This window comes from Aeromonas media, from assembly GCF_020423125.1.
GTDB lineage: Bacteria > Pseudomonadota > Gammaproteobacteria > Enterobacterales > Aeromonadaceae > Aeromonas > Aeromonas media.
Genome location: NZ_CP075564.1, coordinates 3,695,924 through 3,709,834, shown reverse-complemented (window position 1 = coordinate 3,709,834; position 13,911 = coordinate 3,695,924). Strand labels below are relative to the sequence as shown.

Here is a 13,911-nt window from a genome sequence, read left to right as displayed (position 1 = left end):
AAGAAACTGATTCAACGGAAGGAACGATGAAGGTATGGCGGGGCTCTGATGCGGCTATGGCCTGACGTCGTGGTGGTGACGGTTGGCAAGGTGGTGCCGATAAACAGCTCGATGACAGAGGACTGGGTCGGGACAAGGGGGGGCGGGGTGAGTGCCAGCTTGCCATCCAGATGCAGGGCGCAGAGAGTGCAGGCATGGTTATGTTCGGGCAGGTCGGCTTCGAGCGGATGCTGTGCCAGCGCCGGTTGCATCCACAACCAGCCCAGCAGCAACATCCAGATTGTCAACGTGGTACGACCCATAGACCCTTATGGAAAGGGCGCCATCAGCGCCCTTCTCTCTGATTCAGAGATGGGACTGGATGAGCCCCATCACCTTGGTTATCTCGGTGGCAGCGAGCTGGCCATCTTTGGCAAACAGCACCTTGCCCTCTTTATCCAGCACTATGATGGCCGAACTTTCCGGCGCCAGATCCCAGGCGTTGCGGGCCATGCCCTTGGCATCCAGCACCATGGCGGACCAGGGGAACTCTTTCTTGCTGTCTTCGGCGCTGCTCTTCACAAAGCCGGAGGTGCCCCAGATGGCGTCATTGCTGTTGATGATGGTGACCGTCTGGTACTTGTCATGGGGCAGCTTGGCCGCCTTGATCGCCTCGATCATGGGGGCGTTCAGCTCCTTGGCACTGGAGCGACCCGCGATATGCTGTATCAGAAAGACTTTGCCGGTCAGTACCTTGCTTTGCCAGGGCTGATAGCTGACCTCTTTATCCTTCAGCACCAGCTCACCCTTGTCGCCGATGTTGACCAGCGGTACCTGGGTCGACTCCTTGATGTTGTGGGCCAGAACCAGGGTTGGCAGCAGCGCCAGGGTAAGTACGAGATGTTTCATCCGTATGACACTCCTTTGTGATGTTATAACGATTTTGGGATCGAGGGAATGGGACCCTGAACATCCTAAACTGATCGGATCTGTTTAAAAAGTGTTAAATAAACGCGAGGATTTATCCGTTCGCAGAATCAATCTGTCTTGAACCTGCGAATGACGGCGGCAAGGATGGCATTAGGCCGATAAAAATCAACTGATTGCCCATGTGCTGAGACAGTGGACTCAATAGAGTGGTTCGCTGATCAGGGGGATCTGGGCCATGGTCATCTGCTGAGCCAGCAGGGGGGAGCCGGTCAGCAGCACGTGGCGCTGGTTGCCGATCACCAGGGTATCCCCTTCCAGCCCGCTGTCGGCCGTGATGGCAAGCCAGGCTGGCGAGACGCTGCCGATGCTGATGTCCGGATAGATGATGCTGAGGTTGTATTGCGGTGCCAACTCGGCCAGGAGGCTCGCCATCAGCAGCGCCTTCTCGTCACTGTCAGCCTTGTTTTCTTGCAGGGCCTGCAAGGGAGGAGCGAAGTGATCCATCTGCTCGGACGGGGTGGGGATGCCGCTTAACCACTCCTGCAGCAGGTTGACGCTGGTGGCCAGATCCTTGGCCGAAAATTGCCTTGCCAGGGGTTTGAGATCCCCCTTGAACTGGTAGAACAGCTGAGAGTAGTTGGGCCTCACGCAGGGCAGCTTGCGATTGGCCGGGTGTACGCAGGGCAAGACCCGCATCTCGTAGAAGGCATCCTCCTGGTATTGCTGGTAGGCTTGCCAGAACTGGATGGACTCGAGGCTGCTGTCGTGCAGGGTAAAGGCCTGCTCCAGGTCACGAAACTTGGTGGCTGTCTCGGGACTGTAGTGGTTGATCTGGTTGATGCTGTTGTAGAGCCGGGGGCTGATGTAGGAGTAGAGGGTCTCCAGCGGGTAGTTGAGTGCGGTATCGAGCTGCGTCATCTCGTGGCGGCTGGCAGAGAGGACGCGCTCGTCCGTGGTCAGTTGCAGGTGCTTGCGCTGGCCGTCGGCGGATTGCCACTGCCAGCTCATGTTGACCTCATTGGCCACTGCAGCAGAGCCGAAGAGTAGACTCCACAGCAGGCATTGTGCCAGTTTCATGGTGTGCATCCTGCCTGGGTGATACTAAACAACTAGGTGAGCCGACGGGATTTGGATTGGTTTAGTGATGACGATATTGGTAATTATCTGATCCAGCGGTAAATTTAGTCAGGGAAATAAGTCATGTCGGAAATAACCATGAAGCCTGTTTCATTGTTTTTGCTGATGCTGCTCTCGTTGCCGACACTGGCGGGCCAGGTGATCGTCAATCAGGGCATGTCCACGGCGGATACCTTTGCCCTGCGGGATCAACTGGCGCGAGAGCATGAATGGCAGGAGTGGCTGCGGTTCCAGCAGGCCATCAAGTGGCTGGAGGTGCTGCCGGTCAACTGCGATCTGGTGGGGGGCGCCGGGCAGGAATATCGCTGTGGTGACAACTATTACCGCCCCTATCGACAGGACGGGCGCGATCTCTATATCCAGGGGGATCCGCCAGACCAGCCCCCGCAACGGCCAATAAAAAAGGCGCCATAAGGCGCCTTTTTTTGCGAGAGAGACGCTTACTTGGCAGCGTAACGCTCGGCAGAAGTCAGGATTTCGGCTTCGGCAGCAGCCTTGTCGCCCCACCCTTCCACCTTGACCCACTTGCCAGCTTCCAGCTCTTTGTAACGCTCGAAGAAGTGCTGGATCTGGGCTTTCAGCAGCTCGGGCAGATCGTTCACATCCTGGATGTGATCGTACTGCTTGGTCAGCTTGGAGTGGGGAACGGCCACGATCTTGGCATCTTCGCCAGATTCGTCGGTCATCTTCAGCACGCCAACCGGACGGCAGCGAATGACGGAGCCGGCCAGCAGCGGGTAGGGAGTCGGCACCAGCACGTCGACGGGGTCACCGTCCAGGGACAGGGTGGCGTTCACGTAACCGTAGTTGCACGGGTAGAACATCGGGGTGGACATGAAGCGATCAACGAAGATGGCACCGCTGTCCTTGTCGACTTCGTATTTGATCGGGTCGGCATTCTGCGGGATTTCGATGATGACGTAGATGTCGTCAGGCAGGCTCTTGCCAGCCGGTACCAGGTTCAGGCTCATGACGTTTCCTTTGCGTGTTGGAGTCAAGTTTGCAGGCCGACATTATAGCGATGTCCCGTCAAATGACCATATTTCGCGGGCAGGGGAGTGTGCTGGCGGATGCCGTGCAACCTGGTGCCGTCCGATTTCTGTCGCCTTGCCGGACTCGACAGCGCTCTTGCCATGGTCGCGGCTTGTGCCACCGGGTCAACAGACCCTAGAATGCGCACTTCCCTTTACTGCGAAAGGAAGCGGTATGCATATTCACATTCTCGGGATCTGCGGCACCTTTATGGGTGGTCTGGCGGTGTTGGCAAAACAGCTGGGTTATCGAGTCACCGGCTCCGATGCCAACGTCTATCCCCCCATGAGCACCCAGCTCGAGCAGCAAGGCATCGAGTTGACCGAGGGCTATGATCCGTCCCAGCTCGATCCGGCGCCGGATCTGGTGGTGATCGGCAATGCCATGAGCCGTGGCAACCCTTGTGTGGAGTATGTGCTGGATCGCAACCTGCCCTATATCTCTGGCCCCCAGTGGCTGCTGGAACACGTGTTGCAGGATCGCTGGGTACTGGCCGTCGCGGGCACCCATGGCAAGACCACCACCGCCAGCATGCTGGCCTGGGTACTGGAATATGCCAAACTCGAGCCCGGTTTCCTCATCGGCGGTGTGCCCGGCAACTTCCCGGTTTCCGCTCGTCTGGGCTCCGCCCCCTTCTTCGTCATCGAGGCGGACGAGTATGATTGCGCCTTCTTCGACAAGCGCTCCAAGTTCGTTCACTACCACCCGCGTACCCTGGTGATGAACAACCTGGAGTTCGACCACGCGGATATTTTCCCGGATCTCGCCGCCATCCAGCGCCAGTTCCATCACCTGATGCGTACCGTGCCGAGCAACGGCCGGGTGCTGTTCCCCCAGGCCGATGACAACCTCACCGCCGTGCGCAAAATGGGCTGCTGGAGCGAGGTGGAGCTGGTGGGTCAGGACGACGCCAAGTGGAAGGCGGTCAAGCTGACCGACGACGGCTCCGCCTTCGAGGTGTGGCTGGATGGCGTCAAGCAGGGGGAGGTGCACTGGGAGTGCATCGGCGAGCACAACGTCAACAACGGTCTGATGGCCATCGCTGCCGCCCGCCATGCCGGTGTCATGGTGGAGCACGGCATAGCCGCCCTCTGCCAGTTCAAGTCCCCCAAGCGGCGGATGGAACTCAAGGGCGAGGTGGCAGGCATCAGCGTCTATGACGACTTCGCCCACCACCCCACCGCCATCGAGACCACCCTCGGCGGCCTGCGCGCCAAGGTGGGTCAGGCCCGCATCCTGGCGGTGCTGGAGCCGCGCTCCAACACCATGAAGCTGGGGGTACACAAGGGGGAGCTGGCCGGCTGCTTCGATGGCGCTGACGAGGTGTTCTTCTTCCAGCCGTCGAACATCGGCTGGGATCTCGGCGAGGTGACCGCCCACATGAGCCGTCCGGCGCAGGTGTTTGACGATCTGGAGCTCCTGATCGGCGCCCTGGTGGCCGAGAGCCGCGCGGGGGATCATATTCTGATCATGAGCAACGGCGGCTTCGGTGGCATTCACGACAAGCTGATCGCCCGCCTCAAGCAAGGCACATCATGAACAAGCAGATCACCCTGGCGCTGACCGGCGCCTCCGGTGCCCCCTACGCCCTGCGCCTGCTGCAGTGTCTGGTGCAGGCGGACTACCGGGTCTACCTGCTCGCCTCCTCGGCCGCCCGGGTGGTGCTCAAGACCGAGCAGCAGCAGGAGTGGCCAGGCTCGCCGAAAGAGCTCTCCGCCTATCTCTGTCGCCAGTACGGCGCCATTGATGGGCAGATCGTCGCCTGCGGCAAGGAGGAGTGGTTCTCGCCGGTGGCCTCCGGCTCGGCGGCGCCCAAGCAGATGGTGGTCTGCCCCTGCTCAATGGGCACCGTCTCGGCCATTGCCAACGGTACCTCCGACAACCTGCTGGAGCGGGCGGCGGATGTGGTGATCAAGGAGCGCGGCCAGCTCATTCTGGTACCCCGCGAGAGCCCCTTCTCGGCGATCCATCTGGAGAACATGCTGAAACTGGCGCGGCTCGGGGTGACCATCATGCCCGCCGCGCCGGGGTTCTACCATGAGCCGAAGAGCATCGAGGATCTGGTGGACTTCATGGTGGCGCGGATCCTGGATCATCTGGGCGTCGAACACGAGCTGACCCGCCGCTGGGGCTATGCCAAGCACTGAGTCAGCGAGGTGGAAGACAGACAAAAAAACGGCGCCGACCTGAACAGTCGGCGCCGTTTTTATTGGCAAGAGGATCAGGCCACCTGAAGGGGGGCCGTCACGTACTTGAACAGGAAATCGGTCACTTCTTCCCGGCTTGGGCGCTGTGGCTGATTGATCATCTGCATCATGACGTAGCCAAATCCGGTCAGGGAGCGGGCCAAATCCTGCGCCGACAGCACGCTCTGGATCTCGCCGCTGTCCATAGCCGCTTGCAGGTGGGGGGCGATGCGCTCCAACGCCTTGTCCAGCAGGCGGGTGTAACGGGGCCAGACCTCTTCCCGTACCGATGAACTCCATTCCAGCCAGATACTGGCGTGGTCCGGTTTGTCGTAGGCGGCGTCAACGAACAGCTTCACATGGCGGTGGATGCTGTCCCTGACCGAGCCCTGCCCGTTATAAGCCTGCTCGAGGATCTGCTGTACAAAGCCTTCAATTTCGGTCAGCACTTCATCGACCAGATCTTCACGGGTGTTGAAATAATTGAAGACGGTGGCAACCGAGACTTTGGCCTGCTCGGCAATTTCGGCATGTCCCGCGCGGCCAATGCCACGACGGGAAAATACCTCGATGGCACATTCCATCAATTGATCACGACGAGCCTCCGGCGACAGCCGGGTCCGACGTCTTATTTCTGCGCGTGGTTCCATAGTTTTTTCATCTAATAGTTATTGATTATGGTGTTTATAGTATTGTCACCGATAATGCCCGAAGGCTTGCTAACTCTATCAATTAAAATAAGCCGATAAAAGCATCACGTATGCCTGACGCCTTCCGGTTGGAGTGGTAGAATCATCGGTTTTGATGTTAATGAACGGCCAATAACCCTTTGGCCATTATTGGAGTATGTGATGAAACACAACGTCGAGGTGATGATCTCCGAGGCCGAGGTCGCCGCCCGGATCGCCAAACTGGGTGAAGAGATCACCGCCCGTTACCAGGGCTCCGATGAAGTCGTGATGATTGGCCTCTTGCGCGGTTCCTGCGTCTTCCTGGCCGATCTCTGCCGTCAGTGCCAGCTGCCCATCACCCTGGATTTTATGACTGCCTCCAGCTATGGCTCCGGCATGCACAGCACCCGTGACGTGCGCATCCTCAAGGATCTGGATGACGACATCAAAGGCAAGGACGTGGTGATCGTCGAGGACATCATCGATACCGGCTACACCCTCAACAAGGTGCGCGAGATCCTCTCCCTGCGCGAACCAAAGTCCCTGGCGATCTGCACCCTGCTGGACAAGCCGTCCCGCCGTGAGGTCCAGGTGCCGGTAGACTGGATTGGCTTCGCCATCCCGGACGAGTTCGTGGTGGGCTGTGGTATCGACTACGCCCAGAAGTACCGTAATCTGCCCTTCATCGGCAAGGTAGTTCCGCAAGAGTAAGCAAGGCTCGGACGTGGCAGGGCAGCTTGGCCGCCCGCCATCGACTGTCTTCAGGCGGCGCTAAAGCCGCCTTTTCTGTCTCGAGATGGGCTCATCCATCACAGGGGTTGCAATGAACGCATTGGAAATCAGCGGTCTGAAGAAGACCTATCAGGGGGGCGTCGAAGCCCTCAAGGGCATAGATCTCACCGTCAAGCAGGGAGATTTCTTCGCCCTGCTCGGCCCGAACGGGGCGGGCAAGTCCACCACCATCGGCGTGATCAGCTCGCTGGTGAACAAGAGTGCCGGCAAGGTCAAGGTGTTCGGTCATGACATCGACACCGATCTGGAGCTGGCCAAGGCCCAGCTCGGCCTGGTGCCCCAGGAGTTCAACTTCAGCATGTTCGAGAAGGTGAGCCAGATAGTGACTCACCAGGCCGGTTTCTATGGCGTGCCAAGGGCCGAGGCCAAGGTGCGCGCCGAGAAATACCTGCGTCAGCTCGATCTGTGGGACAAGCGCGACATGGCGGCTCGCACCCTCTCCGGCGGCATGAAGCGCCGGTTGATGATAGCCCGTGCCCTGATGCACGAGCCCAGACTGTTGATCCTGGATGAGCCGACTGCCGGGGTGGACATCGAGATCCGTCGCTCCATGTGGAGTTTCCTCAAGGATCTGAACGAGCAGGGCGTCACCATCATACTCACCACCCACTACCTGGAAGAGGCGGAGATGCTGTGCCGCAACATCGGCATCATCGACAAGGGGCGCCTCATCGAGAACACCAGCATGAAGAGCCTGCTCGGCAAGCTGGGGCGGGAGACCTTCCTGCTGGATCTGGTGCCAGGCTCTGCCGTGCCGAGCCTGCCCGAGTTCAACGGCCGCATGCAGGATGAGCACACCCTGGAGGTGGAGCTGGACAAGAGCCAGTCCCTCAACAGCCTGTTCGAGCAGCTCTCCGCCCAGGGGGTGAAGGTGCTGAGCATGCGCAACAAGGCAAACCGGCTGGAAGAGCTGTTCGTCAACCTGGTAGAGGAGGGTCGCAAAGCATGAACCCCATGACCTATTACATCGCCTTCAAGAGCATACTGGCCAAGGAAGTGAGCCGCTTTACCCGGATCTGGATCCAGACCCTGGTGCCGCCGGCCATCACCATGAGCCTCTACTTCGTCATCTTCGGCAACCTCATCGGCTCGCGCATCGGTGAGATGGGGGGCTTCAGCTACATGGAGTTCATCGTGCCCGGTCTCATCATGATGTCGGTCATCACCAACTCCTACTCCAACGTCGCCTCCTCCTTCTACAGCGCCAAGTTCCAACGCAACGTGGAGGAGCTGCTGGTGGCGCCGGTACCGAACTACATCATCATCGCCGGCTATGTGGGCGGCGGCGTGGCCCGGGGCCTCTGTGTCGGCCTCATCGTCACTCTGGTGTCGCTGTTCTTCGTGCCGCTGCAGATCCACCACCTGTTCAGCGTCTGCTTCACCGTGCTGCTGACCTCGATCCTGTTCTCCCTGGGGGGGCTCATCAACGCCGTGTTCGCGAAGTCGTTCGATGACATCAGCATCATTCCGACCTTCATCCTGACGCCGCTCACCTATCTGGGGGGGGTCTTCTACTCCATCAGCCTGCTGCCGCCGTTCTGGCAGGGGGTCTCCCAGGTGAACCCCATCATCTACATGGTGAATGCGTTCCGCTACGGCTTCCTCGGTATCTCCGACGTACCGCTCGGCACCGCCTACCTCATCATCATCGGCTTCATCGTCGCCCTCTACGGGCTGGCCTGGTGGCTCATCTCCCGCGGCACCGGGCTACGGCACTGAGGTTTTACCCATGAAAAAGGCGCCGAAAGGCGCCTTTTCTTTGTTCCAGGTTTGCCTCAGAGGGCAGGGGCGTCATAGTCCGCCGGCTCGTCGCTGTAGACGCAGACGTTCCACTTGGCCGCCAGGCCATCCTCGGCCAGACAGTAACGCTCGAAGAAGGCCTTGATCTCCGCGCGCTGGCAGTGCGCCTCGAAGCTGGCCATGTCTTGCCAGATCTCGTTGAAGACGATGGGGAAGCTCTCCCCCTCGGCAAACGGGCTGGCAATGTGGCGGGTGACTCTGTACTGCAGGCAGCCGTCTTCCCTCAAGGTGTTGGGCTCCAGCCCCTGCAATACCTGGAACAGAGCCTGCTCCTTGCCCGGCTTGGGCAGGAACTGGGCGATGCAATAAACCTTCTTGGACATCTTTGTCTCCTTGCCGTGTCTCAACCCTGAAGGGTGACGACACGATTGTCGATAAGGCGGGCCTTGCCCAGATACGCGGCCATCAGGATCACCAGCCGCTTGCTGGCGGCGCTGGCCGATTCGAGGGTGTCGGCGTCGACGATGTCGATGGCGTCGGTCCTGAATCCGGCGTTGTCGAGACGCTGACTGGCCTGGGCCACCAGGGAGGGCAGGTGATGGCTCCCCGCCTCTATCTGCTCGGCTATCCAGTTCATGGTGCGCGCGAGCTCGGGGGCCAGGGCCCGCTCGGCGGCGGTCAGGTAGCCGTTGCGCGAGGAGAGGGCCAGCCCGTCCTCGGCCCGCACCGTGGGTACGCCGACTATCTCGACTGGCATGGCCATGTCGGCCACCATCTTGCGAATGAGCGCCAGCTGCTGGTAATCCTTCTGGCCGAAGCAGGCCACGTCGGGTTGCACCAGGTTGAACAGCTTGGTGACGACGGTGCTGACACCGCGGAAGTGCCCCGGGCGCAACGCTCCTTCCAGCAGGCTGGAGAGACCCGGCACCTCGACGAAGGTCTGGCTGGCCAGCCCGTGGGGATACATGATCTCCGGGGTCGGGGTGAACACCAGATCCACGCCGGCGGCCTCGAGGGCGGCGCAATCCTGCTCCAGGGTACGGGGATAGTTGGCGAGATCCTCGGCCTTGTCGAACTGCAAGGGGTTGACGAAGATGCTGACGACCACCTTCTCGCCGTGGCTGCGGGCCTCATCGACCAGGGTGAGATGGCCCTGGTGCAGATTGCCCATGGTGGGCACGAATGCGATGGCGCGCCCTTCGCGGCGCCACTGGCCGATCTGTTCACGCAGAGCGGCAGGATTGTTCACAACCAACATCAACAGTTCACCTTCGGATGGGTCAAGGAAACAGGGATTGAAAGGACCCGGGTGGATGGCATGGGATAGTTCACGAGCAACATCACCAACAGTTCACCTTCGGATGGGTCAAGGAAACAGGGATTGAAAGGACCCGAGTGGATGGCACGGGATAGTTCACGAGCAACATCATCAGCGGTTCACCTTCGAATGGGTCAAAGAAACAGGGATTACATGGGCCAGAGAGGAATGCGAAACGGGGGCCGAGCCCCCGTTGCGGTTCATGAGGCCAGTAATCAGTTGAAGCAGTGCTCGGGACCGGGGAAGGTACCCTCGCTCACCTGCTGCACATAGAGGCGGATGGCGGCGCGCATGTCACCGGTCTCGGCCAGGAAGTTCTTGGTGAACCTGGGCACATAGCCGGAGGTGATGCCAAAGGCGTCGTGCATCACCAGGATCTGGCCATCGGTGGCCGGGCCCGCGCCTATGCCGATGACAGGGATGCGCAGCGCCTTGCTGATGCGCTCGGCCAGGGCGACCGGCACGCATTCGAGCACCAGCAGCTGGATGCCAGCTGCCTGCAGCTCGAGGGCCTGGCGGTAGATCTCCTGGGCGTGGAACTCGTCGCGCCCCTGCACCTTGAAGCCGCCAAACACGTGGACGGATTGCGGGGTGAGGCCCAGGTGACCACAGACAGGCACGCCGTTGCGGGTCAGGTGGCGAATGCTCTCGCAGAGCCAGTCGCCCCCTTCCATCTTCACCATGCGGGCGCCGGCGGCCATCAGCCGGGCGGCGTTCTGATAGGTCTGCTCGGGAGTGGCATAGCTCATGAACGGCATGTCGGTCACCACCAGCGCCTTGCTGGCGCCGCGCACCACGCAGCGGGTGTGATAGACCATCTCATCCATGCTGACGGCCAGGGTGTCGTCCCCTCCCTGCAGCACCATGCCGAGGGAATCACCGATGAGCAGCACCTGGGCACCTTCGTCGTCGAACAGCTTGGCGAAGGTGGCGTCATAGGCGGTGATGGCGGTGATTTTTTGTCCGTCCTGCTTCATCTTCTGCAGGTCGGTGATGGTGATCTTGCTCATTACGTTGCTCCTACTCGTCTACTCACCCGTGGCATCGGCAAGGATCTCGAGACCATTGCGCGGGCAGCGGGCAACCAGTTCGGTGAGCGGGGTGCCGCAGGGCAGCACCAGGGCGGGGGCGATTTCGGCAAGGGGCAGCAGGACGAACTCCCGCTCCTTCATGCCGTAGTGGGGAACGATCAGGCGTTCATGCTGGATGACTTGCTCGCCGTACAGCAGCAGATCCAGATCCAGGGTTCTTGGACCCCAACGCTCGTCCTTGCGCACACGTCCCTGTTCCCGCTCGATTTTCTGCAGTTGGTCCAGCAAAGCCAGGGGGCTGAGCCGGGTATGAAGCCGCACCACGGCATTGACGTAGTCGGGCTGATCCGCAGGGCCCATGGGGCGGCTGCCGTAAAGCTGCGAGACCTGTTGCAATACGGATTCCGGCAGCCTGCCCAGGGCGGCGACGGCTTGTCTGGCCTGGGCAACGGGATTGCCCAGGTTGGATCCGATGGCAACGAAGACCTCGATCATCGGGTGGCCTTTATTCTGCCGCTTTCGGCTTGCGACGACGGGGGCGACGGCGGTTGCGGCTGTTGCTGCCACGTTTCTCACCGTCTCCGCGCGGCTCGGCCGCCGGGGCACGTTCACCGCTCGCCGGGCGGCGGGTCGCTTCCCGTTGCAGTTGCGGACGCACATCCGGGTTGGAGGCCACATAGCGCTCCCACCAGCTGGCCAGCTCGCCGAGGCCACGCTCGACCCGGTTGCGCAGCAGCAGGAAGTCAAAGGCAGCGCGGAACTTCGGATGCTCCATGGCGCGCTCGGGGTGACGGCCCTGGCGACGAGTCAGGCGCTGTTGCAGGGCCCAGATGTCGCGCACGTCCGTGGTGAAGCGGCGCGGCACGGCGATGATCCGCACCTGGGCATCCAGCACCTCGTTGATGGCCAGCATGAAGGCGTCGTGCCAGGGCAGGCCGCTCTCGTTTTCCAGCACTCGGGCACGGGCCTCGACGGCGCCCCACAGCAGGGTGGCATAGAGGAAGGCCGGGGTGACGCGTTTGTCTTCACGGACCCGGGTATCTGTGTCCATCAGCGCCAGCTCGATGAACTGCTCGTAGGGCGAGTTGCCGTTGGGCGTAAACAGGGCGGCGACCTGGGGGAACAGGGGCTGGAACAGCCCGTATTCCCGCAGCAGCTTGTAGGTGGCGAGACCGTCGCCGGCCAGGAACAGCTTGAGGGTTTCCTCGAACAGACGGGCGGCCGGAATGTCCTGCAGCAGCGGTGCCAGTTCCCGGATGGGGGCGGCGGTGCGCGGGCTGATGGTCATCTCCAGCTTGGCGGCGAAGCGCACGGCGCGCAGCATGCGCACCGGATCTTCCCGGTAGCGGGTCTCGGGGTCACCGATCAGCACCAGCTTGCGCTCGGCGAGATCCTCGATGCCACCCTCGAAGTCATGCAGGGTGAAATCCTTGGCGCTGTAATAGAGGGCGTTGACGGTAAAGTCGCGACGTTCGGCATCTTCTTCGATGGTGCCGTAGACGTTGTCGCGCAGCAGCATGCCTTCATCCGACTGGGCCGACACGTGCTTGCTGGTATTGACCTGATGGTGGTGACCACGGAAGGTAGCCACTTCGATCACGTCACGACCAAAGACGATGTGGGCCAGGCGGAAACGACGGCCGATCAGGCGGCAGTTGCTGAACAAGGCCTTTATCTGCTCCGGCGTCGCATCGGTGGCGATGTCGAAATCCTTTGGCGTCTTCCCGAGCAGAATATCCCGGACGCCGCCACCCACCAGGTAGGCTTCGTAGCCACCCTTGTTCAGGCGGTAGAGCACCTTGAGCGCATTCTCGCTGATCTCTTTGCGCGAGATGGGGTGCTGGTCACGGCTCAAGGTTCGGCGTTGACCTGCGACACGGGCTGGAATGGGAGACTCTATCGACTGCTCGCCGTCTTCCTTGCCGAGCACCTTGCGGCAAAAGTTTGCGATCTGGGAAAAAATGGTACACCTCTTCATGACTTCAAATTGACGGGAGGCCAAAAAATAGCGGCCTATCATAGCTCAGGCCCGACCAAATGAGAAACGCTGCGGTCTGCTTCCCCGATTCGGGCCCGGTGACATAAATGACGCGGCGGCCTGCGTTTGCTCTGCGTGCCGGTTTACCTGGCCCCCAGCACTATCTTCTGCTGGCGGGGAACCTGGGCCAACTGCCAGTGGGCAATGCCCCAGGCGATGATCTCGTCGACGGTATTCTCTCTCAGGCAAGGCGGCGGGCACTGGCCGAGGAAAGTGAGGGCCTGCCACAGGGCGGGCCTGACATCATCCTGTGCCAGCGCCGGTGCGTGGTTCTGTTTCGACAGCTTGTTGCCATCCGCCAGCACCGCCAGCGGCAGGTGTACCCAGGCGGGGACGTCCGCACCCAGGGTCTGGTAGAGGGCAATCTGGCGCACCGTGGGCTCCAGCAGATCGGCGCCGCGCACTATCTCCGTGATGCCGCTTTCCATGTCATCCACCACCACCGCCAGGTTGTAGGCGTAGAGCCCGTCCCTGCGACGCACGATGAAGTCCTCCTCGGCGAGCGCTGCAGGCACCGCAATATGGCCCTGCAGCTGATCCTCGAAGTGGTAGACCGGATGGTGCTGGCGCAGGCGGGCGGCGCAGCCCTCTGCGGTCAGCCCCAGTGTGCGGCAATGGCCGTTGTAGAAGCCGCCCGCCGCCATGATCTCGCGCCGGGTGCAGCGGCACCAGTAGAGATCTCCGGCCCGGTAGAGCCCCTCGATGATCTCGTCGTAGCGCCAATGGCGCCGGCTCTGGTACATCACCTCGCCATCCCAGCCGAGGCCATGGGCCTCCAGAGTCTGGAGGATGAGCTCGCTGGCCCCGGCCATCTCCCGCGGTGGATCTATGTCCTCGATGCGCACCAGCCAGCGCCCCTGCTGCGATCTCGCCTGCAAGAAGCTGCCAAGGGCGGCGACCAGGGAGCCGAAGTGGAGCGGACCGGACGGGGAGGGGGCGAAGCGACCGACATGGGGGCGGAGAGGGGAGGAGGGAGTCATGGCCATGGGAATTCGGGTAGACGATGCATTGAGGTTGCATTCTGGGATGGTCGTGGGAAAAGCTCAATAAAAAAGGG

17 protein-coding genes are annotated in these 13,911 nt (G+C 61.1%); 6 read left to right on the top strand and 11 right to left on the bottom strand.

Annotated elements, in window-relative coordinates; translation table 11 throughout:
* Positions 1–11: 11 nt before the first annotated feature.
* From KI797_RS17075 to KI797_RS17065, 3 genes are all read right to left on the bottom strand, one after another.
* A complete protein-coding gene (locus KI797_RS17075; protein WP_226170273.1) occupies positions 12–302 on the bottom strand; it encodes a hypothetical protein in 291 nt (96 codons plus the stop codon).
* A gap of 43 nt (positions 303–345) precedes the next feature.
* Positions 346–888, bottom strand: a complete 543-nt coding sequence (locus KI797_RS17070) for a YtfJ family protein (protein ID WP_005329017.1) — start codon at positions 886–888, stop codon at positions 346–348.
* Between the two features lie 219 nt (positions 889–1,107).
* Complete coding sequence (locus KI797_RS17065) at positions 1,108–1,986, bottom strand: hypothetical protein (RefSeq protein WP_041205060.1); 879 nt, start codon at positions 1,984–1,986, stop codon at positions 1,108–1,110.
* 123 nt (positions 1,987–2,109) lie between these two features.
* Here KI797_RS17065 and KI797_RS17060 point away from each other — a divergent pair, with 123 nt between their 5' ends.
* The gene (locus KI797_RS17060) at positions 2,110–2,460 is read left to right on the top strand and encodes a hypothetical protein (RefSeq protein ID WP_182786371.1); all 351 of its coding nucleotides are present in this window, start codon (positions 2,110–2,112) and stop codon (positions 2,458–2,460) included.
* Between the two features lie 26 nt (positions 2,461–2,486).
* On the opposite strand, the gene ppa is transcribed toward KI797_RS17060, so the two are convergent.
* A complete protein-coding gene (gene ppa, locus KI797_RS17055; RefSeq protein WP_005329022.1) occupies positions 2,487–3,017 on the bottom strand; it encodes an inorganic diphosphatase in 531 nt (176 codons plus the stop codon).
* 235 nt (positions 3,018–3,252) lie between these two features.
* Here ppa and mpl point away from each other — a divergent pair, with 235 nt between their 5' ends.
* Positions 3,253–4,617: a UDP-N-acetylmuramate:L-alanyl-gamma-D-glutamyl-meso-diaminopimelate ligase gene (gene mpl, locus KI797_RS17050; RefSeq protein ID WP_226170271.1), complete on the top strand. Its 1,365-nt coding sequence runs from the start codon at positions 3,253–3,255 to the stop codon at positions 4,615–4,617.
* Positions 4,614–5,225, top strand: coding sequence for a flavin prenyltransferase UbiX (locus KI797_RS17045; RefSeq protein ID WP_226170269.1), 612 nt, complete (start codon positions 4,614–4,616; stop codon positions 5,223–5,225). The genes mpl and KI797_RS17045 overlap by 4 nt, the downstream gene beginning before the upstream one ends.
* Before the next feature lie 74 nt (positions 5,226–5,299).
* Here the strand turns inward: KI797_RS17045 and KI797_RS17040 are convergent, their stop codons facing one another.
* Positions 5,300–5,914, bottom strand: coding sequence for a TetR/AcrR family transcriptional regulator (locus tag KI797_RS17040; RefSeq protein ID WP_042648901.1), 615 nt, complete (start codon positions 5,912–5,914; stop codon positions 5,300–5,302).
* Between the two features lie 201 nt (positions 5,915–6,115).
* Here KI797_RS17040 and hpt point away from each other — a divergent pair, with 201 nt between their 5' ends.
* From hpt to KI797_RS17025, 3 genes are all read left to right on the top strand, one after another.
* Positions 6,116–6,646: a hypoxanthine phosphoribosyltransferase gene (gene hpt / locus KI797_RS17035; RefSeq protein WP_041205063.1), complete on the top strand. Its 531-nt coding sequence runs from the start codon at positions 6,116–6,118 to the stop codon at positions 6,644–6,646.
* 112 nt (positions 6,647–6,758) lie between these two features.
* Positions 6,759–7,676 carry an ABC transporter ATP-binding protein gene (locus KI797_RS17030; protein ID WP_042648902.1) on the top strand — a complete coding sequence of 306 codons (918 nt, stop codon included), beginning with the start codon at positions 6,759–6,761 and terminating at the stop codon, positions 7,674–7,676.
* Positions 7,673–8,446, top strand: a complete 774-nt coding sequence (locus KI797_RS17025; protein WP_041205064.1) for an ABC transporter permease — start codon at positions 7,673–7,675, stop codon at positions 8,444–8,446. Before KI797_RS17030 ends, KI797_RS17025 begins: the two co-directional genes overlap by 4 nt.
* Positions 8,447–8,502: 56 nt before the next feature.
* On the opposite strand, the gene KI797_RS17020 is transcribed toward KI797_RS17025, so the two are convergent.
* From KI797_RS17020 to gluQRS, 6 genes are all read right to left on the bottom strand, one after another.
* Entirely contained in the window at positions 8,503–8,850 is a 348-nt protein-coding gene (locus tag KI797_RS17020; protein ID WP_025328197.1) for a putative quinol monooxygenase, read from the bottom strand.
* A 20-nt stretch (positions 8,851–8,870) separates the two neighbouring features.
* Positions 8,871–9,725: a pantoate--beta-alanine ligase gene (panC, locus tag KI797_RS17015; RefSeq protein ID WP_226170265.1), complete on the bottom strand. Its 855-nt coding sequence runs from the start codon at positions 9,723–9,725 to the stop codon at positions 8,871–8,873.
* A 275-nt stretch (positions 9,726–10,000) separates the two neighbouring features.
* Positions 10,001–10,795 (bottom strand): 3-methyl-2-oxobutanoate hydroxymethyltransferase, encoded by a 795-nt coding sequence (panB, locus tag KI797_RS17010; protein ID WP_043129674.1) that lies wholly within the window; start codon positions 10,793–10,795, stop codon positions 10,001–10,003.
* 18 nt (positions 10,796–10,813) lie between these two features.
* A complete protein-coding gene (gene folK / locus KI797_RS17005) occupies positions 10,814–11,311 on the bottom strand; it encodes a 2-amino-4-hydroxy-6-hydroxymethyldihydropteridine diphosphokinase (protein WP_226170262.1) in 498 nt (165 codons plus the stop codon).
* Positions 11,312–11,321: 10 nt separating this feature from the next.
* On the bottom strand, positions 11,322–12,794 hold the full coding sequence (gene pcnB, locus KI797_RS17000; RefSeq protein WP_226170259.1) for a polynucleotide adenylyltransferase PcnB: 1,473 nt from the start codon (positions 12,792–12,794) through the stop codon (positions 11,322–11,324).
* Between the two features lie 143 nt (positions 12,795–12,937).
* Positions 12,938–13,840 (bottom strand): tRNA glutamyl-Q(34) synthetase GluQRS, encoded by a 903-nt coding sequence (gluQRS, locus tag KI797_RS16995; RefSeq protein WP_226170256.1) that lies wholly within the window; start codon positions 13,838–13,840, stop codon positions 12,938–12,940.
* Positions 13,841–13,911: the final 71 nt, after the last annotated feature.